The following is a 22,144-nucleotide window of genomic DNA, read 5'->3' as shown; positions in this document are numbered from 1 at the left end:
AATAAATTAGAAGCAAGCTTCTAATTTATTCGCTCGACTTGCATGTATTAGGCACGCCGCCAGCGTTCGTCCTGAGCCAGGATCAAACTCTCCAAAAAGTGTTTGATTAGCTCAAAAATGTTTAAAAAATAGTTTAATTAAACGCTTCGTCTTGTTCAGTTTTCAAGGTTCAATTACTGCTTTTTCTAAAGCAGCTCAATTATTATATCACATTCAAAATCTTATGTCAACTTTTTTAAAAAGAACAAAAAATAAAATTCATTTTTAAAAGCGACTTAGATATAATATCATTTTAAAACTAAGAAGTCAATAAGTTTTTTAAACTTATTAATCTCTTAAACTTGCACACTCCCTTAATGAAGCAGCTTTGTAATTATACCTCCCTTCCCTAACATAAGTCAACAACTTTTTAAAAAAAATTCATAACGTGAAATAATCGAATAGACATCCTTATCCATCGTAAACCGATACAAAAAAAGAGACGCCATAAATATATCAGGACATCTCTTCATTTAAATTGTACAGTACATGATTACAGAATAGTAATTACATTTTCTTCTTTTATTTCAACTTCACCAGTTTTGTTAAGAACGACAAATTCATCTTCTTTTAGGTTTGTAAATACAACAGGCGTAATAGTTGATGATGTGTTTTGTTTAATGAAATCAAGATCTACTCTCAATAAAGGTTGTCCAGCTTTTACTTCTTCTTCATCATTTACTAATACTTCAAAGCCTTCACCTTTTAAATGAACCGTACCAATACCAAAATGAATTAGTATTTCACGTCCTCCCTTAGACTGTAACCCAATAGCATGTTTTGTCGGAAATACATTAACAATCTTACCATCCGCCGGTGCTACAACCATACCATCTGTAGGTTCAATTGCAAAACCATCCCCCATCATTTTTCCGGAAAATACTCGATCAGGTACTTCAGTAATAGATTTTACTGTACCTTTTAATGGAGCGATATACGTTTCTTTAACCAATCTATTTTGAAACACTTGTGGATTTACCTCTTCAATTTGTTGCATAACCTCTGTTTGTTGATTTGTGTTGATAGATCTTGGTTTTCTTCCACTAATAATAGCTTGTATTTGACTCTTCAACGAATCAGATTCAGGACCAAAAATCGCTTGAATATTATTACCAACCTCTACTACTCCAGAAGCTCCTAATTTTTTCAATTCTTCTTTATCCACATTTTTTATGTCATTAACCGATACACGTAAACGAGTAATACATGCATCTAAGTGTGCAATATTTTCTTTTCCACCCATCGCTTCAAGAATATTGTAAGGAAGATCACCAACATGCCTCTTCATATCAGCCAATTCCCCACTTTCTTCCACAGCTTCTCGACCAGGAGTTTTTAAATCAAATATTTTAATAAAGAAACGGAAGATGGAGTAGTAAAGTACACCAAAGATAAGACCAAGGATAATGGTAATCCACCATGGCTCTCTTCCTGGTAAAATACCAAATAATAAGAAGTCAATAAATCCACCAGAAAAGGTATAACCAATATTAACATTTAAAAATGTCATTAACACAAAGGACAAACCATCTAATACTGCATGTACAAAAAATAGTACTGGTGATAAGAATAAGAAGGTAAATTCTAATGGTTCTGTTATACCTGTTAAGAAAGAAGTTAATGCAGCAGAACCTAATAAACCTGCTACTAGCTTTTTCCGTTCCGGACGCGCGGTATGGTACATCGCTAACGCGGCAGCAGGTAATCCAAACATCATTATTGGGAATTCACCCGCCATAAAGTTACCCGCCGTAATATCTACTCCGTCCTTCAATTGAGCAAAGAATATTGTCATATCCCCACGCACTAGTTCCCCAGCAGCAGTAGTGTAGGAACCGAATTCATACCAGAATGGCGCATGATAAATATGATGCAAACCAAACGGAATAAGTAATCGTTTAACAAAGCCGAACATAAATACTGCAAAATATGTTCCTTCATCAATTAACCAAAGGGATACTGAGTTCAATCCAATTTGGATTGGTGGCCAAACGGCCAATAACAACAATCCGATGACAAAGGAGATTGCTGCTGTAGCAATCGGCACAAACCGTTTACCAGCAAAGAATCCAAGGAAGGATGGCATTTGTATATTATGATATTTATTGTAAGCAAATGCCGCAATCAAACCAACGATAATACCACCAAATACACCTGTTTGTAGTGTCGGAATACCTAATACAGATGCATAGCTTGGGGATCCTACAATATTATCAGCAGTTAATCCTATCCAAGAACCCATTACCTGGTTTAATACTAAGTACCCAACGATAGCGGCAAGTGCTGCAGTACCATCCCCTGCTAATCCAATCGCAACCCCAGTCGCAAAAATTAAAGCAAGGTTACTAAAAATAATATTCCCTGCATCTTCCATAACATTTCCGACCAACTGAATCCAGTCCGCTTCTAGAAACGGAAGAAAATCAAGCATATTTTCTTGTCCAATCGCATTACCAATTCCAAGTAATAAACCGGCAGCAGGCAACAAAGCAACCGGCAGCATCAAAGCTTTACCGATTTTTTGTAAAGTACCGAATATCTTCTTGAACATTCGATTATCCTCCTAATTCAACACTCAAGTTAACGGATAAGCCAAGTGAGAAAATCTATTGTCTCTAGCTTCCCGAAGTAATTGTAAATAAAAAAGGCATGAGAAAAAGATAGAATTACAAAAATAGTTGTCTCCATTTTATGTAATTCACTATCTATTACTCACGCCTAATCATATCGGTAACATATATTCGAATGGTAGATTACCTACGAATGTAAAATTTCCCTTAGCAGTTATCCCTTATTTTGAATACGCTGTAAATGCATTGTTAAATAAACTGCTTCCGCATTATCAACTGGTCTCTTCAAGGTGTTTTGCATGATTTTTATTAACTTCCAGGAAAGGTTGTAACAGATAGGATATTCCATTTGCAGCAGTAAAGCAATTTTTGGATTTTCTCCTAACATCTCTCCCCTTTTTACTCGTTCAATTGCAAAACGAAGATGGCGAATGAGCCGCATGTAATCAATACTTTCCTTGTCGATTTGCAAATGAAGCTCCTGCTCGATTATATCAATCAATTCACTTACTAGCTTCGAGTGCCGATTCACCTCTGAAAGTTCTTTATCTGTCAGTGCACTATGAATATGAAGTGTGATAAAACCAACCTCATCTATCGGTAAATTAATATGTAGCGATTGGTTCACTATATCCACCACTTCTTGCGCTACTTCAAATTCCATCGGATACAATGTTTTCGTTTCCATTAAAAATGGATTTTTTATTGACATCCCTTTCATAAATCGATGGACTGAAAATAGTAAATGATCCGTTAAAGAAACATGAATATGCTCATTTAACATTGATTGGGTACGCTTTTGTATGATTTCAAATGCTTCAACAATCGTATCAAAGATAGCCTCATCCATTTGTGGTAGTAATTGTTTATATTGTTCTTGCTCTCGTTTATCTTTTAATATAAACATCTTTTCCACTAGACTTGGTTCCAATAGATCTCCTGCTTTTCTATTAAAGCCAATTCCTTTACCAATGAGAACCACTTCATTATACAATTCATGTTCTGCAATTAGCACATTATTATTCAATGCTTTTTTTACGATACATTTCTCCATAAGTAGCACCCTATCCGTTTTTACCAGTTAATAAAACTTTTCTGGTCGATATCATATCTATACTACTGTTAACCTATTAAAAATGCAATTGAAAACTTTTCCTATAGCAAAAAGGAAGCCGACAATCAGCTTCCTATTACCTAAAATTTATTCATACTTATTACTACCTTCTGATTCCTTATTAAATAAATAGGTAGAGAATAAATACAATTGCTAAAAACCACATAATCGGATGTACTTCTTTTATTCGTCCCTTTACTACCATTGTAATAGGGTAGAAAATAAATCCTACCGCAATACCTGTTGCGATGCTATAAGTAAGAGGCATCATAAGAACCGTAAAAAAGGCAGGAACTGCAACTTCAATTTTATTCCACTCAATATCTTTCAGGTTAGTAGCCATTAACACCCCAACGATAATTAGTGCAGGAGCTGTTACTTGACTAGTTACAATATTTAATAATGGTGAAAATAATAATGCCAATAAGAAAAATGCAGCGGTAACTACTGCTGTAAACCCAGATTTCCCTCCGACAGCAACACCTGCAGAAGATTCTACATAAGAAGTAGTACTTGATGTACCAAGAACTGCCCCAACAACAGTCGCTGCTGAATCAGAAGTTAAAGCTCTACCCGCACGTGGTAATTTTCCTTCTTTCATAATTCCCGCCTGTGATGCAACTGCAACTAATGTTCCAGCAGTATCAAAGAAGTCAACGAACATAAACGTTAAAATAACACCTAGCATTTGCAACGTGAAAATATCACCTAAGTGATTAAACGCTTGTCCAAACGTTGACGATAAACTAGGAACATTCCCAACAATGTCATGGATCCCCTTCGGATGATCAATAATACCAAAAATCATACCAACAATCGAAGTAAGAATCATACCATAAAAAATGGCTGCTCTTACCCCAATAGTTAACAAAATAATAGAAATAATAAGTCCAAAAATTGCTAATAAAACAGTTGGTGAAGAAAGATTTCCGATTCCAACTAGCGTTGCATCATTATTTACAACTATTTCTGAATTGATTAAACCAATAAATGCAATAAATAGACCAATTCCGGCTCCCACTGCTAATTTCAAGTTATTTGGAATTGCATTAATAATAACTTCCCGAATACGAGTTAATGTCAGAATAACTAAAACTACACCAGATACTAATACACCGGCTAAAGCTGTTTGCCATGGAATACCAAAGCCAATAACAACTGTATAGGTAAAAAATGCATTAAGCCCCATTCCAGGTGCAAGAGCCACCGGATATTTTGCAACAATCCCCATTATCAATGATCCAATCGCTGCTGCAAGTGCTGTAGCAGTAAAGACTGCCCCTTGATCCATTCCAGTCTGAGCTAGTGTTTGCGGATTAACAAATAAGATATATGCCATCGCTAAAAAAGTAGTTAAACCCGCAATAAATTCTGTTCTAAAATTTGTACCTAATTCCTCAAATTGAAAGTATTTCTTCATGTTTCCCCTGACCTTCCTTTTTTTGATAGATTTTCTCTATTTTTTTCTGCAAGGACTAACTCAAAAGGAATTACTGTGATTCTTCCAAACCAATAGAAAAAGCTCCGAAAGAGAACGGAGCTTGACAAAAAGGTAAATAACGAATGGAGTAAGTATCTCCAATCGTTACAATTACCTCGTAGTCAAGCTATTTACGGTAGCTTGGTAGAAACTTTTGAGCCATATCCTCAATATTATACGAGTATTTTTTATTCATTTTTTCTATGTTTATCGTAACAATTTTCGACAGAAGCGTCAATAGCAAGAACGAATTATTTTATTAATTTTCTAATCGAACGTTCGTCTTTTATTCCCACTCAATTGTTGCAGGTGGCTTACTTGTTACATCATACACGACCCGATTGACATGCTTTACTTCGTTGACAATTCTTGTAGAAATCTTTTCTAAGACGTCCCAAGGAATTCTAGCCCAATCAGAAGTCATTCCATCAATCGATGTAACCGCACGAATTCCGATAGTATAGTCATATGTTCTTGCATCTCCCATTACACCTACGCTACGAATGTTTGGAAGAACGGTGAAGTATTGCCAAATGTCGCGATCAAGACCAGCTTTTTTAATTTCCTCACGTAAAATATAATCTGAATCACGAACAATCTCTAATTTATCCTCTGTCACTTCTCCAAGAACGCGGATTCCTAATCCAGGACCTGGGAATGGTTGGCGCCAAACAATTTCATCAGGAATTCCTAATGCTGTTCCAAGTGAACGAACCTCATCTTTAAATAATGTATTCAAAGGCTCAATTAGCTTAAATTTCATATCCTTCGGAAGTCCGCCGACATTATGATGCGATTTTATCGTTTGAGCAGTCGCTGTACCACTTTCGATAATGTCTGTGTATAAAGTACCTTGTGCTAAAAATTCGATACCTGCTAACTTTTCCGATTCATCATCAAATACGTAAATAAATTCATTACCGATAATCTTCCGTTTTTGCTCTGGGTCAGCTACTCCTGCTAATTTGGATAAGAAGCGTTCTTTCGCATCCACTTTGATTACATTCATATGGAATTGATCCTTGAATGTTTTCATCACACTATCTGCTTCGCCTTTACGCAATAAACCATGATCAACAAAAATACAGGTTAATTGATCACCAATTGCTTTATGAATTAAAACTGCAACTACAGAAGAATCCACTCCACCACTTAATGCGCATAATACTTTTTTATCACCAACGGTTTGTTGGATTTTTTCAATTTCCATACCAATAAAATTATCCATCGACCAATTAGCTTCTGCACCACATGCTTGGAAAACAAAATTTTTCAGTAAGTCATTACCATAAACCGAATGACGAACCTCTGGATGGAATTGAACAGCATACAGTTTTCTTGACTCATCACTCATCGCAGTAATTGGGCAAGTTGGTGTTACCGCATCAACAGAAAATCCCTCTGGTACTTCAACAACGAGATCACCATGACTCATCCATACTACTTGCTGTTCAGGAAGACCATTGAATAAAACTTTCTCTGGAGAAACAGTAATTTCTGCTTTCCCGTATTCACGTGTTGCTGCTTTTTCCACTTTCCCACCAAAATGCTGTGCCATCAATTGCATTCCGTAACAAATTCCTAAAATCGGAAGGCCTAATGAAAAAATATTTTCATCACAATGGAAGGCATTTTCGTCATACACACTATTCGGACCGCCAGAAAAAACAATCCCTTTTACATTCATTGCTTTAATTTCTTCTGCAGTAATGGTATGCGGATGTAGTTCACTATACACACCAAACTCACGAATTCTTCTTGTGATTAGCTGGTTATATTGACTACCAAAATCCAATACGATGATTTTATCTGTATCTTTTACTGAATTGACCATTGGTTTCACCTCATATTAATAGATATTTATATTATCCGAACATGAAAGTAATAGTATACAATATAAAAAAAAATAGAATCCTACCTAGAAAGGCAGAATTCTATTTTCGGGTTTTGTATATACCAAAATAGAGTATCTGCCTTCATAGTCAAATCATTTATGGTGATTTGGTAGAGACTCTCGAACCATATTATCGAGGATATACGAAGGACAATCTATCATAAATTTCATGTAGAATTAATTCACCCTATTTTAGCAATGAAAAACAATGATGGTCAAGGATTAATTTCGCTCATTCAATAGTCGTAATATTTTGTCCCAGTCCATTCTAATTTCTTCCCAATCATTTCCATCTATTTCATTCCGATATAAAATTCGTTCATATTGATTAGTCAACCTGCTCATCGAGTTACTTTCTAAGAAATGGTCAACATATTGTGCAAAGCTCCGTAATGTTTCCCCCTCTTTTCGAATAAACCCATTCCACTGTAATTGCCTAATCAATGATAAATAAGCAGTTGCAAACGATTTATTGTCTGTTTTGTTCTTATACTTAAATTGTAACCAATACGGGTACAATCGTTTACGGAATAAGAATACTATTCCTGCTAGGATTCCAATGACAACTATCGCACCAAGTAGCCATGTTTTTGCAAATTTTGCAACAGCCTCCAACGAGAAGATGCTCGCATCAGCCTTATCCGGTGCGGATGTGTTATTTGCCTCTGGTTTTTCTTTTGGTTCTTCTTGCTCTGGAGTTGCTGGTTCACTCGTTTCCGAGTCTGTTTGTTCCGGGCGATTGTCTAAGTTATAGTAAAATTCTGCAGGATTCTCGAACCCTTTCGTAGGTTCAAATGGAACCCAACCGATTTCTGGGAAAAATACTTCTACCCATGAATGGGCATTATTATTGGTCACCTCATAAACCGAAAACGTATCATTGGTTTGAATTTCATTACCTGGTGTATAGCCTTTTGCCCATCGTGCCGGAATACCAATCGTACGTAGAAGAACAACCATTGAGCTAGAGAAATTATCGCAATAACCGACCATTGTTTCAAATAAAAACTGGTCAACGTAATCCTGTTCCTCTTTAGGAATCGCTACATTTTGCGTGTCATACGTAAACCGATAACTATTCAAATAAGATTCGATAGCCTTCGCTTTATCATATAAATTTTCTGCACCTGCTGTAATAGAGACTGCCAGCTCCTGGATTCGAGTAGGTAGATTGTCAGGTACTTGCGTATAGCGTGCGAGGAATTCCTGATCAACACCTGTCGTGTCGATTGCTTTTCGAAGTGTATACACTTCAAAGGATGGTTTCCGATAAGATATTTCATAATTGGATAAGGAGCTTAAATAGCTCGTACTAATTTTTTCATTCGTATGGTTTACTTGATAAATATTTTCTTCATTAAAATAAATATTAGTAATTCCTTGTGGATAAATAAGATGTGTTCGATTGTCCGCCAAATCGATTGAAACACTGGAATTCTCCTCACTTAGCAATGCATCCTCGACGGAATAAATCGGTACTTCTCTCACATTCCCATCGACAAATTCAATATCATCTCGCGCAGATAATTCCCAACCTTTTCCAGTATATAAATCCTTCGTTTCTACACGCCAATATTCCTTGTTTTCCGAGGTTACTGTAAATACCACCCGTTTATCACCAACAAATGGTCCACCGAGATTCGTATCATCTGTATCGTAGCCAATTTTTCTAACGCCACTTCCGCTTCCGTTATCCTCATGATGATCCGCAAATGATTGAAAGAATGGTACTGGATCTGGCCAAATTGGTCCTGCCTTCGGAACTAGTACACCAACAAAAGAACTAATAATAATCACACCAACAAGTGCGATGATCCATCGCTTTTTCACGATATTCTTCATTGATAGCTGTTCTTTTTCAACGAACCGATAAAAAGTAAGAATACCTAGTGCAAAAAAGCCGATGATAACTGTTCGTAAAATAGCAAATGTTGCATTATAGGCAGCAAATGTATCAATAATCGAAAGATATATAACGGTTAACAAGAAAAAGAAGAGAATATTTTTTTGAACAACAATCCAATAATGAAGCAAATACACTAATAACCAGAGTAAAACAAACATTAATAATGTACGAAAAGAATCGGTTATCGACATCCATTCGCCATTGAACAATATTTTAATATTACGAAAGATATCTTCTACTATCCTTGCTGGCCAAAAGAGGGCAAGAAATGATTTTTGAAAATAGAAGTAATGCAGAATGGTGGTAACATATACCACATTTACAACAAGACTAATACTCCAATGCAATCGTAAATAAGAAAAAAGGAAACAGATTGCTAAAAAACAAACAAATACTGATAAATTGTTTACATTTGCAATGGATTCCAGTGGGTTTAACCATTCGAATACTAATAGGAAGCCGATGATATTTAATAAAAGGGATTCTATACTTCTTTGTCTGATGATGTTCACCATTCCTCCCTCCCGAATGCATTTTTAAATTCACCGTCGTAAATGCTCTTTGTAATAACGCCTCTTCTTTTCGCTGTTTCGATTAATTCTAGTTCTTGCGCGGAAATTTTTTCATTTTTCCCCTTGACTACAAATAAAATGACCTGACCCTTTTTCAGAGAAATAGCGCTTATTTTTTCTACTGTTGCTTGATGTAATGTATTCACGATAAACATAAGGACCCGGTTTTGATTTTGAAATATATTCTCTGATTCAATAATTTTATAAAACTCAAGTGTTGCATTATCTTCGACACTAGCTAAATGGTAAAACAAGGTGCGCTGTTGAAACTCTCCTCGCTGCACCGGGAAAAATTCCTTCTTATCACCTGCAGAGAATAGTCCAATCTCCGCTCCTTTTTTTAACACGGAACGGATAATAGAAGCTGCAAATGACACTGCTATATCAAATTGCTCATGCGGTGTTCGATCTAAAATTAATAAGACATCATGTGTTTGTCTTTGCTCGAATTCCTTTGTCATTATATCGTTATTTCTTGCAGTCGCCTTCCAATTTATCCAAGAAAAGCGGTCACCAGGCACATATTGCCGAATACTAATAGCCATTGTGGAGTCCCGTTGTACTTTATCTTTAGTCGCCGTCATCCCTTGTTCGAATTGATTTTCAAACGGCTCATACACCATTTCTATATAGGATGGATAGACGAGTACATAATCTTCTTCCGGAAAAGAGATTTCCTTTTGAACGAAACCGAATAAATCTCCAACCTTTACTTTAATTCCATAAAAGAAATATTCTCCACGGGGCATTTTATCAATAACATAACGATAGGTTAATTGCTTTGAAAATATTGGAAACAATAAAAACTTGAATGGTACATTTGTTTTTCTTTTTAAGTTTTCCGAAACCTCGTCCTCCACTAGTAAAAAAAATAGTGGAAATCGATTTCTTCTCGTAACCTTTAATGTTACTTCCACTTTTTCACCAGCATTAAATTCTTTTTGCTTAAACTCTCGATGAACCGATAGATCGAAAAGTGGGTAGAACAACAAAATGACCGAATAACATGCAAGTGGCAGAAAGCTGCCAAATAGGAACCAACTAACAAATCCTCCCTGAAACATTGCATAAGAAAAGGAACCTAATAATAATGTACAGAGGAAGATAAAACGAAAAATATTTCTTGTACGACCTTTTAGCTTTTTCATTTTTTCACAAACCTTTGAATAGGAACTTGCATATTCGATAAAATTGAGAGAATAATATCCTCTGCTGCTACACCTTCATATTTAGCTTCCGATCGTAAAATTAATCGATGAGCAAAAATATATGGTGCTAAAAATTGTACATCATCTGGAATAACGAAGTCACGACCTCGTAAAAATGCATAAGCTTGTGCTGCTTTAAGCAGCGCGATCGAACCACGTGGACTCACGCCTAGATATACTTGGGAATGCTGTCTTGTACGAAGCACAATATTAATTATGTATTCTTTAATTGTAGTGTCGACGAAGACATTTTTCACATCATCCTGTAGCTGAACCAATTCTTGAACTGTAATTACCGATTCAAGTTCTTCTACAGTTGTTCGGTTTTGTGCTCGAGTTAAAATTTCCATTTCCTCTTCTGACGATGGATAACCCATTTTTAGCTTTAATAGAAAACGGTCCAATTGTGCTTCAGGTAATGGATAAGTACCTTCGTATTCAATGGGGTTTTGCGTAGCCATAACGAAAAAAGGCTTTGGTAACTGATAGGTGAACCCGTCTATCGTTACATTTCCTTCTTCCATTCCTTCCAATAATGCGGATTGTGTTTTCGGAGATGTTCGATTGATTTCATCAGCTAAAACGATATTTCCCATAATAGGACCTGGGCGGAACTCAAATTCCATTTCCTTCGGATTATAAATGGAAACCCCAAGAACATCTGATGGTAATAAATCTGGTGTAAACTGTATTCGTTTAAAGGATGAGCTTACGGATTTCGCAAGGGTTTTTACTAGCATCGTTTTTCCGACACCTGGTACATCCTCAAGTAATACATGGCCACCTGCTAATAATGCAGTTAAGCTTAATGTCGCTTCTTTACGTTTTCCGATCATCACTTTATCCATATTTTCTAAAACTTTCGCCAATTTAGGTTGTAGTGCTTCTGCTATCATACGACGCCTCCTTATGCTGATATCCTAGGTAGGATAGATTCAGAATCTATCAATAAATTGACAGATTCATTTTAATTGTATCATTATTTGTTATAATATGATAATAAATTTTACCATTCGACAAATGGATTTTTCTAGTAGTTTCACAATTTATTAACAGTATTTTTTTAACGAAAGTGCATTAGAGGTTAATGCATTTTCGTAGTAATGATTCCAACGAACGTAAGCAATCTCCTCCCCACTAATCTAATCTTCCAGTATCTCTTTCAAAAAATAAAAAGCAAGCATCTGCTCGATAGCTTGCCTTTCATTCGTCTATATTTCTGTCATTGATTTCCTAGATAAATAGAATCTAAAATCGTGCGGTTGTAGATTTGTCCGTTTTTTGTTTCTCCTTTTATGTTGATTGTTACGTTATAAATTCCTGCGCCTAAATTTGGAATGGTAAGAGTGTTCGTATCACGACTTTTTGTTATCGATAGTTTTTTAATAATTTTATTTTTCACATCTAAAAATTCTACCGCTACGGTTGCTGTGATATTGTCCTGCATTACATAGTGTTCATTTCCGGAAAAGGAGAGCTGGATGTTATCTTCTTTTTCTAAATTCATCATTAGATGCTCATTCACCGGGCTTTGGAAGGTGACATTTAGAATGTATTGCTCCTTAGGACTTTTAGCTTGGACGGACCACTTTCCTGCTTCTGGTTCGTCAATTGTAGTGCGGTGCAGGTATCCCCCTTCAAAAAGCGTGGAATCTTTTGTCGTTGAGAAGCCTATCGATGATTGTCCATTTGGTCCAACAAATGATAGTTTCGTATGTTTGTTCTGACTTAGCCACCGAATGACAATACGCTCCACGCCATCTTCCACGTAAAAGCTAACTTTTGTTTGTCCTTTGTATTGACCACCATAGTAGTATTCCTGCATTAGTCTCCTCCTTTGGTATTTTTTAACACTTCCTACACTATTGATACTAAGGAGAGCATAGTTTCTATCGATTATACAACGGGCATTTTTTGTCTTGTGTAAATTATATGAGATACGTTTCAGCAATTTGTTAGTTAATTTGTACCGTTTTCTTAAAATACTGTTATCGTTAGTTTGTTGCTTTAGTAAAAGCTATTAGACAAATTTTCTATCTCATTTAATATATACAACCATTTAAATAACAGCATATAAAAAAATCGCTCATCCATCATGAGCGATTTTTTGTCATTTTGTTTTTCACTTCATTATACGTTTCTAAAACGAAATCCGTATTTACAGAATGTGGGAGTGGAGAAATATTATCTACTGCTTGCTTTGCATGCTGCAATGCTGCCTCTTCCTCTCCAAGCTTCCAATAGCTTAATGCAATATAGGCATCCTTTGCATATAACATCGATAAATCAAAAGGATGATGTACATACGATGAAATTTCTACTTTCCCTAACACTTGAATCGTTTCCTCATAACGACCTAACAAATAAAGTGCCGCTCCTTTTTGTAATGCAAAATATGGCCATATAAAAGAAGAATGTGCTTGTAGTATTTCATCAATAATTTGGATTGCATCTAAATACCGTTTTTCTAGAACAATTAATATTTGCGTCCTAATTAAGTGATAAAAAAGGATCGAGTTTTCATCATCTGCAAATTCTCCATATAGCTTTAGCTTATTGGAGTATTCAATCATTTTCTCTTTATCGTTTGAGAGCATTGCATATCCAGCAGCCAATCGATACAAATCATCAATTAAGTAAAAGATACGATGCTTTTTAGAAAAGTCAATGGCACTTTCCATCACACGTATAGCAGATTCCGTATCACCAACGGCAAAGTGGAGAATCGCTTCATGATAGTCAAAATCTAGCCGAGTAATCGGATCGATATACGCATGATGCGATTCTACGTACTCTCGCTCGCGAATGAGGATTTGTAGTGCTTTTTCGTAGTCATGCTCCATAAACTTTACAATCGCACGGAACCGACCTAGATTTCCACGCCTTGTAGTTAAATTCATTTCATCATATATTTGCGCAGCTCGTTCGGCATATTCTTCCCATCCCGTTTTTTCCTCCTGATAAATACAGCGGCAATAAATATCTAATAATCTGGCGGATTCATAGCCTTGCACTAATTTATCTGAAATTGGACGAATTATTGAAACAATATCTTTATATTTATTTGGATATTCCTCAAAGTCCTCATTAAAAAGCCTTTCCGCTTCCTCTAGAAGTCCTTGCAGCTCCTGACTGCTTACCTCTTCTAAAAGCTCTGCTACTGCAACTCCAAGCTGCTCTGCAATATAGGTTAAGCTTTCCATCGAAGGATTTGCTTTATTATTTTCAATTAAACTCAGCATCCCCTTTGTTATCTTTTCTCCAGCCAATGCCTCGAGTGTTAGTTTTTTTTCCTTGCGGATTTTGCGAATTCGTTCTCCAACCGTAGTAATAGGAGACACCTCCAACTTTTTGGTCAATCTTTGTGTTTAATTATATTAAACATACACAAAAAAGAAAAGGGTCTCAGCCACTACCTTAAAAAAAGTTTAATTAAATTAAACTTAATTATTGTGTTCTATCCATCGCTATGTTATGATTTGTTTAATTAAATTAAACTTTTCCAAAACAAAGGGGATAAAAAAATGGATGAACAACTAAAATTAAAGCGTGCCACCTACCATTTATGGACGTTTTTCACTAGTAAGCTAATTTCTTCCTTCGGTGCACAAGTGTATGCATTTGCAATTAGTTTTTATATTTTAGAGTTAACAGGTTCTGCTACGAATTTTGCTATGAACTTAATTTGCAGTATTTTACCGCGAACCATTGTTGCACCATTTGTTGGTTATTTAGCAGATAATTTTTCTCGAAAACGAATAATTATTTTTTCACAAATTGGCTCTTCATTAGCGATTGCTGGACTTTTACTGTATAGCTTGTCATTTGGGCTATCTTTACCGGCAATTTATATTACTACTTGTTTATTATCTTTAGCATCTACCTTTACGACAGTTACCTTTACCTCTTCCATAAGTGGTCTAATTGATGAAAAGCGTATTCAACGTGCGATGTCCCTTAACCAGATGTCCCTTTCGTTCGCTTCCATTGGTAGTCCTGCAATTGGCGGTATTCTATATGGAACAGTATCCATGCCAGTATTTCTTACCATTTATTTAAGTGCATCTATTATTGCAGTCATTCTTGAATCGACGATGAACTTCAAATTATATGCTAAACGTAAGAAAGTAGCTGTTGATGAACAAAAGGAATCGATGTGGCAAAGCATGAAGGCAGGATTTTCCTATATAAAAATGCAACAAATTCTTATGATTATAATTTCGATTTCCTTAATTATCAATTTCCTATTCGGAGCATTTCAGGTCGGCTATTCCTTTATTTTAATAGAAAAGCTAAAAATGCCTTCCGAGCATTATGGCTTGACAGAAGGGGCTTGGGCAATTGGCATGCTATTACTATCCTTGTATTTCTCGATGGGAAAAGAAGTGAAATATCCATTATTAACATCCAAACGGGGCATTATTTGCATGGGAATTACAATGGGGGCAGTGGCGCTTCCACTTTTAGTAGAGCTTTCTTATAATATGATGTTTATTTTCTACATCGCTATTATGTTTACTTTTGGCTGTCTTGGTATGCTAGTAAATACACCAATTGGCGTAATGATGCAAAAGACGATTGATGACGATTATAAAGGTCGGGTATTTTCTGTCTTAGAAACGATGGCAATGGCACTTATGCCATTAGGTACTGTCCTATACGGCTTCTTGTATGATTACTTCCCTGCGCAATGGGTATTAATCATTTCCTCCGTCATTTTAATCATTGTCGTACTATATCTTGCAAGACCTTCCATCGTCCGGATGGCATACCCAGAGCTGGATAAGAAGCGTGTGAAAGTAGAAGCAGAGACGATTTCTTAACTAATCATTCGATAACCATGTACTCCTTTCTAAAGATTACATGGTGCAAGGAAGGGAATATATTCATCGCTTTCCTTCATGAAAAATAGCCATTCCTTTTATTAGGAATGGCCATTTTTATTTTTCTTCTGTTATGAAAATTTACTCCTCTGATCCTACATATGCCCATTTATATTCATATGTTGGGCCAAATGGGTTAATATGCACACCTTGCACTTTTGGAGAAACTAATTGTGCTCTGGAGGACTGATAAATTGGTGCAATTGCTGCATCCTCGAATAAGATTTTCTCTGCTTGTAAAAAGTTTTGATATCTTGCAGCATTATCTGTTGCAAGCTCAGAAGCTGTTGCAAATACAAGTTCATCATACTTTGGATTAGAATAGCCCATCTTATTGTTTCCACTGTCTGTTACGAATAAATTCATGTATGTGTACGGATCAAGGAAATCTGGTCCCCAGCGAGTTACTTGTGCTTCAAAATCCATCTTACTATCTAAATCAAGTCGTTGTTCTTTTGGCACTTGTTTAATATTGACGGATAATCCTGTAAGATTTGTTTCAAGCTGATTCGCGATATATTCCACCATCAATTTTGTAGTATCATCGTCATCAGTTAATAATTCAATTTCCACCGCATCTGTACCTAGCTCATCTAAACCTTTTTGCCAAAATTCTTTTGCTTTTTCTAAATCATATGTTACTAAATCTCCGCTAACCTCTCGGAAATCTTCTCCGGTATCTGGTAGTGGAGTGAAGTCAGCAGGAACAATACCATTTGCCACAAGTGAACCATTATTTAAGATTTCATCCACTAACGCTTCTTTATCATATGCCCGACTTAAGGCTGCACGAATATTTTTATTCGCTAGCGCTTCGTTTGTTGTTTGGTTAAATTTAATGTAGTAAACAAATGTATCTGGTGTAATTTGATAATTATCATCTGTTGAATATAAATCTACTAAATCTGAGGTTAAATCTACACGATCCACTGTACCCTCTTCATATAAATCAACGGCTGTTTGCACTTCTTTTACTACTTGGAATGTTAACTTATCCATTTGGACAGTACTCGCATCCCAATATTTATCATTTTTTACAAGTTCCCAAGAGTTGCTTGTGCTCTCCCAGTTTTCCATTGTATATGGACCATTTGCTAATAATGTATCAGAACTTGTTGCAAATTTATCTCCTTGTTCCTCAACAAAAGCTTCGTTTAATGGTAAAAATGTGCCAAAAGTGGTCAATGATTCAAAATATGCTGTTGGATTTTCTAATTCTACTACTAAAGTATAATCACCATCTGCATATACCCCTAATTCCTCCGGAGCAAGCTCCCCTGCACTTACTTTGGAGGCATTTTTAATCACACCATTCATCATATAGGGGCCATATTCAGATCCTGTTGCTGGATCAACGGCACGTCTCCAAGCATATACGAAATCATTAGCAGTTACAGGATCGCCGTTCTCCCAAAAAGCATCCTCACGCAAATGAAATGTCCATGTAAGTCCATCTTCGCTAACTTCATGATTCAGAGCTATACCTTCAACTGGTTTTGCACTTGCATCTAATCGATAAAGACCTTCCATAGTAGCTGCTAAATATACAAAGGAAGATTCATCCGTTGCAAGTGAAGGATCCATAGATGGGATTGCTTCTAGATTCGTAAAGTTCAGCACCTTTTCTTCGTCCTTCGGTGTTTCTGTTCCACTAGACTGTTCTGTCCCTTTCTCTGAGCAAGCTGCTACAAATGTTAGAACAAATGCTAGTACTAATAAGAACACTAATCTCTTCAGCTTCATATTCTTTTCCCCCTTTTAATCTATTCCTATATTATTCTAGAATAGCTAAATTATAGAATATTATAATCTATTAGAATATTATATGTAAACTGTTTTCTCATAATTCTATTAATTTAATTTTTTGTCACGTTTCCTTTTCTTGTGGTTATAACATTGTAAGCGGTTACTATTTTAGGAAACTAATTTGGCAAAATAAAAAACTGTGCTCCTATAGGAACACAGCTCTTCCCTTTACCATTATGTTGCTTATTTTGGTGTTACCATTTCTTCAGGTTTTACCATTCGATCAAATTCTTCGCTCGTTAAGTAGCCTAATTGTAATGCCGCCTCTTTCAATGTTGAACCTTCTTTATGTGCCAATTTCGCAATTTTTGCTGCTTTTTCATAACCGATATGTGGATTTAATGCGGTCACGAGCATCAATGATTCATTTAAATACTTTGTAATGACTTCATAATTCGGCTCTATTCCGACTGCACAATTATCCGTAAAGGAACGGATACCATCAGCAAGCAGCTCTGCACTTTGAAGGAAATTATAAATAATGACCGGTTTAAATACATTCAACTCAAAATTCCCTTGGCTGGCAGCAAATCCAATCGTAGCATCATTGCCCATCACTTGTGCTGCAATCATCGTAATTGCCTCACTTTGTGTCGGATTCACCTTTCCTGGCATAATGGATGAGCCTGGTTCATTTTCAGGTATTGTTAGCTCCCCAATGCCACATCTTGGACCAGAAGCTAGCCAACGAACATCATTGGCAATTTTCATTAAATCAGCAGCCAGTGCCTTTAACGCACCATGTGCATATGTGATTTCATCATGGCTAGTTAACCCATGGAACTTATTTGGAGAGGAATAAAAATCAATCCCGGTATATGCTTCAATTTCACTCGAAACCATTGCACCAAAATCCTTATGTGTATTGATTCCTGTTCCCACTGCTGTTCCACCAATTGCTAATGCCTTTACTTTATCTGTACTTTCCGTAATAAAGGTTAATGAACGGGACAGCATATGTACCCAACCACTGATTTCTTGGCCAAGTGTTAACGGAGTAGCATCTTGAAGATGGGTTCTGCCAATTTTTACGATATCCATAAATTGATTTGATTTTTCCTCAAGAACAGCTTTTAATCGTTCAATTTCCGGAACTAATTTTGTCTTTACATATACGACGGCAGCCACATGCATTGCTGTCGGGAAGGTATCATTAGAGCTTTGTCCCATATTAACATCATCATTTGGGTGAAGCTTTTCTTCCGAACCTTTTTCCCGTAATATTTCATTTCCCCGATTTGCGATAACCTCATTTAAATTCATGTTTGATTGCGTACCGCTTCCTGTTTGCCAAACCTTTAACGGAAAATTATCCGCGAACTTGCCCTCTAATATTTCATCAGCGGATTGAACAATTGCCTCCGTTTTTTCTTGATTTAATTTGCCAAGCTTGTTATTTACAATCGCACAGCTTCTTTTTAAAATAGCAAATGCATCAATTAGATCCACAGGCATTGTAATATTGCTAATTGCAAAGTTTTCTAAACTTCTTTGCGTTTGTGCACCCCAATATTTATCCGCAGGAACTTTAATTTCTCCCATTGTGTCTTTCTCAATCCGGTATTCCACGCAAATCCCCTCCTGTTTATATCGCAAAAAGCGTTTTCAAACACTTTTATTATATTAAATTTATTTTTATTAATCTATTAATTTAACGGGAAAAATCTTTTTTCGTGCATACTTCGGTTTTTTAACACTTTTTTTGTTGTTTTTCATAAATAAAGAGTTCGCACCTGTTCAATTGCAAGATGGAACTCTTTTTTACTTCTTATACTAATTTATGACCACAATTAGGACAGAAATTGGAGCCAGTTGTTTTTTCCCCACAGTTCGGGCAGAAGTTGGGGAGTTTTTTCCCTCCTGGAGCTGCTTCTTGTTTTGGTTGATTTGCATGGCTGGGAGCAGCTTGCTGAGCATCATCGTCGTTTATATTTTTCATCATTTCTTTAGCGATGTTCATTCCCATCATCATTCCTGCCATATCAGATGCCGCGCCACTACCGCTCATTTTTCCAGAAGCCATTCCGTCGGTCATGGAAACTTGCTGATATTTCTTCAAATCACCAATCATTCCATGTGACGCTGTTTTGTTTATCATATCTTGAACTTCTTTTGGATAATTAAAGCTCATAATGTTAAAGCCCGTAATTGTCATGCCATCTTGGAGTATTTCCATATCGAGGTCTTCTTTAATACCTTTCGCAATATCATAGGCATTAGCTTGCAGATTGAACATGTCCTTTCCTTCTTTGGAAATCCACTTCATAAGTAACTGATCAAGAATTGAGGTTATCCGGATTTGTATATCCTCTACTACATAGCTTTGCTTTACACCTGCTATTTTATCGATTAAAGCAATATAATCATTTACTTTAAATTGAAACGTACCGTTTGCACGAATCGGCAATCCGCCTGGAAGCCCTAGTGTCGGAATCAAAATGGCATTTTTCGTTCCCCATTTCACGGTAAATTCCTTAGTGTTTACAAATAAAACCTCTACCCGCATCCCGCTATTAAAACCAAATTTAAAGCCTTTTAAGGTAGATAAAAATGGGATGATTTCGGATTCTATATTGTAGTCTCCTTCATCGGTAAAAATTCCCTCTATTTTCCCATTATATAAAAAGACAGCATCCTGACCAGGTCGAATAATCAATTTACTCCCCTTTTTAATTTCGCGATTACTCCACTTCCAGAAAATCATATCATCTCTAAATTCTTCCCATTCCACTACATTCGCAAATTGATTTTTAAAAAATGCCATATTGTTTTCCAGTCCTTTCGAAATAATATCAAGCTACTAGCAAAATCTGGCGTCTAAAAGCTACCGCGACTGCCACTATGTGAGTGTCCGCCACCAGTGACACCACCGCCACCACCATTATTGGATGATGGGCGTTTATGCTTCGTTACAGTTTTTCGAATATATTGATCTCGTTGCTGATTGATTTTTGAGGCTTTCGAATTTAAATATGTCCGTTCATTTACCGTAACCTTGCCACCAGAATTATAGAGCATCATTCCTACTACTCCTGCTGCAATAATCAGGGAGACACCAATCTGAAACCACCATTGAAAGAAAATATTATTTGGATTTACCCCAGGTGGATAGCCCATGTAGTCGTGTGATAGCTCCATAAAAGAGGCAAAAGCATCATAATAATTGCCTTCCGTTAAATCAGGGGTGATTTTTTCTCGAATGGATTCTAGACGACTGTCATCCAAATATTCCTTTGCTTTATAAAAACCCGCTAAATAAACATCGCGATGCTCCATGTCAACAGTTAATATCGCCGTATTACCATGCGGCTTATCATACCCAGGAGCCATATCATCATAAAAATCTTCCATATATTGCACGACGTCTTTTCCATCCGTATTATCCGTCGTTAATATAATAAAATCCGTTTCCCGCTCCGCGCCAAGTTCTGCCGCTAAATTCTCCAGTTGCTTTACTTCTGTACTTGTTAAAAGGTTCGCATAATCATATACATGCTGGGTACTTGCGAATACATGGCTTTGGAAAAAACCAAAGGTAAAAAGGGAGATAACCATTATGATACCTGTTAATAAACGTTTTCTCATCACCAGATTCCTCCTCCAAGTAAAAATTGGATTAGCTTCAGCGCAATAAAGGAGGTTCCAGCAATACCACCAAACCAAGCTGCCACTTTCCCTGCACTAATTGGTGGTTTTCCGACGACCTTACCTGTTTGCCCGTTCATCGCAAAAATATGCTCTGCCTTTTGATAATCATAACTAACCATCCAAACTGGCAGCAATACATAGAAGCTCTGTGTTTTTTCTGTCGAGATCTCTTTTTTACGATAATTTACTCCTGTATACCCAGCCATCGTTGATTGTATAAATGACTCGATATAATCCGCCACCTTTGCTTTTGCTCTCGGAAGCAATTCATTTGCATCATAATTATATTTTTCCGCAATATATCCAGCTAAATAGGGTGTCTTAAAATCCTTTAATTGATCATAATGATATGGTTCCAATCGATCCATTAATTCATCATGCATTTTTTCTGAAGCATCAACAGGTACCTTTACGTAATCTAATGTAATATCACGAAACACTTCAAAATACAATGTTTCTGTATAGTCATACTCACCACGCGAATAGTGGCGTACTTTCGTTCCAACCGCTTGTACTTTAATATCACTATTTAAATCATAAAACCAAAAAGGAACGTACATTCCGGTGATGCTCTTAATCCGATCAGCCGACATAAAGCCTTTTGGCGTTAACAATCCCTTTTTACACCATGCATGAAATGCTTGAATTGCCTCTTCTTTACTAATGGAAAAAGGTATAACCTTAGTCGGAGCGAGCGTTCCAGATAACCGATCTGCAAGCACTACCCCTGCACCACAAAAGCTACAAGTCGTGGCTGTTGTATCGGCATCCGTAATTAACACCGCACCACAGTTTTCACATTGATATTCCTTTGCCTCCCCATCAGAAAATGCGGTAGTAATATATTCCTCAGAAAAATTTTCAATATTATCCTTTCTACCACAGGAATGACACGATAACATTCCCGATTCACTATCGAAAACCATATCGTCCCCACAGTTCGGACATTTATAATGGATTACCATCCGGCTCACCTCATCCTTCTATCCTTGAAAAAGAGGCTGGGACAAAAGTATTTTTATGT

General features: G+C 36.4%; 15 protein-coding genes, 1 rRNA gene and 2 riboswitches. Of the genes, 1 reads left to right on the top strand and 15 read right to left on the bottom strand.

What is annotated here, in order from left to right:
- From OEV98_RS17625 to OEV98_RS17580, 10 genes are all read right to left on the bottom strand, one after another.
- Nucleotides 1-98, bottom strand: a 16S ribosomal RNA gene (locus tag OEV98_RS17625); the annotation flags it as partial.
- 434 nt (nt 99-532) lie between these two features.
- A complete protein-coding gene (gene ptsG, locus OEV98_RS17620; protein ID WP_263074667.1) occupies nt 533-2,590 on the bottom strand; it encodes a glucose-specific PTS transporter subunit IIBC in 2,058 nt (685 codons plus the stop codon).
- A 233-nt stretch (nt 2,591-2,823) separates the two neighbouring features.
- Entirely contained in the window at nt 2,824-3,663 is an 840-nt protein-coding gene (gene glcT, locus OEV98_RS17615; protein ID WP_263074666.1) for a glucose PTS transporter transcription antiterminator GlcT, read from the bottom strand.
- Between the two features lie 181 nt (nt 3,664-3,844).
- Nucleotides 3,845-5,143 (bottom strand): NCS2 family permease, encoded by a 1,299-nt coding sequence (locus tag OEV98_RS17610; protein WP_263074665.1) that lies wholly within the window; start codon nt 5,141-5,143, stop codon nt 3,845-3,847.
- Between the two features lie 159 nt (nt 5,144-5,302).
- Nucleotides 5,303-5,404, bottom strand: a riboswitch (purine riboswitch).
- A gap of 85 nt (nt 5,405-5,489) precedes the next feature.
- On the bottom strand, nt 5,490-7,037 hold the full coding sequence (gene guaA / locus OEV98_RS17605) for a glutamine-hydrolyzing GMP synthase (RefSeq protein WP_263074664.1): 1,548 nt from the start codon (nt 7,035-7,037) through the stop codon (nt 5,490-5,492).
- A 125-nt stretch (nt 7,038-7,162) separates the two neighbouring features.
- A riboswitch (purine riboswitch) is annotated at nt 7,163-7,264 on the bottom strand.
- A gap of 55 nt (nt 7,265-7,319) precedes the next feature.
- A complete protein-coding gene (locus OEV98_RS17600; protein WP_263074663.1) occupies nt 7,320-9,518 on the bottom strand; it encodes a transglutaminase TgpA family protein in 2,199 nt (732 codons plus the stop codon).
- Nucleotides 9,512-10,723: a DUF58 domain-containing protein gene (locus OEV98_RS17595; RefSeq protein ID WP_263074662.1), complete on the bottom strand. Its 1,212-nt coding sequence runs from the start codon at nt 10,721-10,723 to the stop codon at nt 9,512-9,514. The genes OEV98_RS17600 and OEV98_RS17595 overlap by 7 nt, the downstream gene beginning before the upstream one ends.
- Complete coding sequence (locus OEV98_RS17590; protein WP_263074661.1) at nt 10,720-11,679, bottom strand: AAA family ATPase; 960 nt, start codon at nt 11,677-11,679, stop codon at nt 10,720-10,722. Before OEV98_RS17590 ends, OEV98_RS17595 begins: the two co-directional genes overlap by 4 nt.
- A gap of 326 nt (nt 11,680-12,005) precedes the next feature.
- Nucleotides 12,006-12,608 (bottom strand): hypothetical protein, encoded by a 603-nt coding sequence (locus OEV98_RS17585; protein ID WP_263074660.1) that lies wholly within the window; start codon nt 12,606-12,608, stop codon nt 12,006-12,008.
- A 268-nt stretch (nt 12,609-12,876) separates the two neighbouring features.
- Nucleotides 12,877-14,124 carry a helix-turn-helix domain-containing protein gene (locus OEV98_RS17580; protein WP_263074669.1) on the bottom strand — a complete coding sequence of 416 codons (1,248 nt, stop codon included), beginning with the start codon at nt 14,122-14,124 and terminating at the stop codon, nt 12,877-12,879.
- Nucleotides 14,125-14,307: 183 nt separating this feature from the next.
- Between OEV98_RS17580 and OEV98_RS17575 the strand changes: the two genes are divergently transcribed.
- Nucleotides 14,308-15,606, top strand: coding sequence for an MFS transporter (locus OEV98_RS17575; RefSeq protein WP_263074659.1), 1,299 nt, complete (start codon nt 14,308-14,310; stop codon nt 15,604-15,606).
- Nucleotides 15,607-15,747: 141 nt separating this feature from the next.
- Here OEV98_RS17575 and OEV98_RS17570 read toward each other — a convergent pair whose 3' ends face one another.
- The 5 genes from OEV98_RS17570 to OEV98_RS17550 all read right to left on the bottom strand — a co-directional run bounded on the left by OEV98_RS17570 (nt 15,748) and on the right by OEV98_RS17550 (nt 22,085).
- Nucleotides 15,748-17,409 (bottom strand): peptide ABC transporter substrate-binding protein, encoded by a 1,662-nt coding sequence (locus OEV98_RS17570; protein ID WP_263074658.1) that lies wholly within the window; start codon nt 17,407-17,409, stop codon nt 15,748-15,750.
- Nucleotides 17,410-17,655: 246 nt separating this feature from the next.
- On the bottom strand, nt 17,656-19,041 hold the full coding sequence (gene fumC / locus OEV98_RS17565) for a class II fumarate hydratase (protein WP_263074657.1): 1,386 nt from the start codon (nt 19,039-19,041) through the stop codon (nt 17,656-17,658).
- Between the two features lie 199 nt (nt 19,042-19,240).
- Complete coding sequence (locus OEV98_RS17560; RefSeq protein WP_263074656.1) at nt 19,241-20,236, bottom strand: SPFH domain-containing protein; 996 nt, start codon at nt 20,234-20,236, stop codon at nt 19,241-19,243.
- Nucleotides 20,237-20,289: 53 nt separating this feature from the next.
- On the bottom strand, nt 20,290-21,057 hold the full coding sequence (locus OEV98_RS17555; RefSeq protein ID WP_263074655.1) for a TPM domain-containing protein: 768 nt from the start codon (nt 21,055-21,057) through the stop codon (nt 20,290-20,292).
- Nucleotides 21,057-22,085, bottom strand: coding sequence for a TFIIB-type zinc ribbon-containing protein (locus tag OEV98_RS17550; protein ID WP_263074654.1), 1,029 nt, complete (start codon nt 22,083-22,085; stop codon nt 21,057-21,059). Before OEV98_RS17550 ends, OEV98_RS17555 begins: the two co-directional genes overlap by 1 nt.
- Between the last annotated feature and the right edge of the window lie 59 nt (nt 22,086-22,144).

Source organism: Perspicuibacillus lycopersici, assembly GCF_025660475.1.
In the GTDB taxonomy this organism is placed as follows: Bacteria; Bacillota; Bacilli; order Bacillales; family Caldibacillaceae; genus Perspicuibacillus; species Perspicuibacillus lycopersici.
This window is presented reverse-complemented; position numbering and strand designations above follow the sequence as displayed.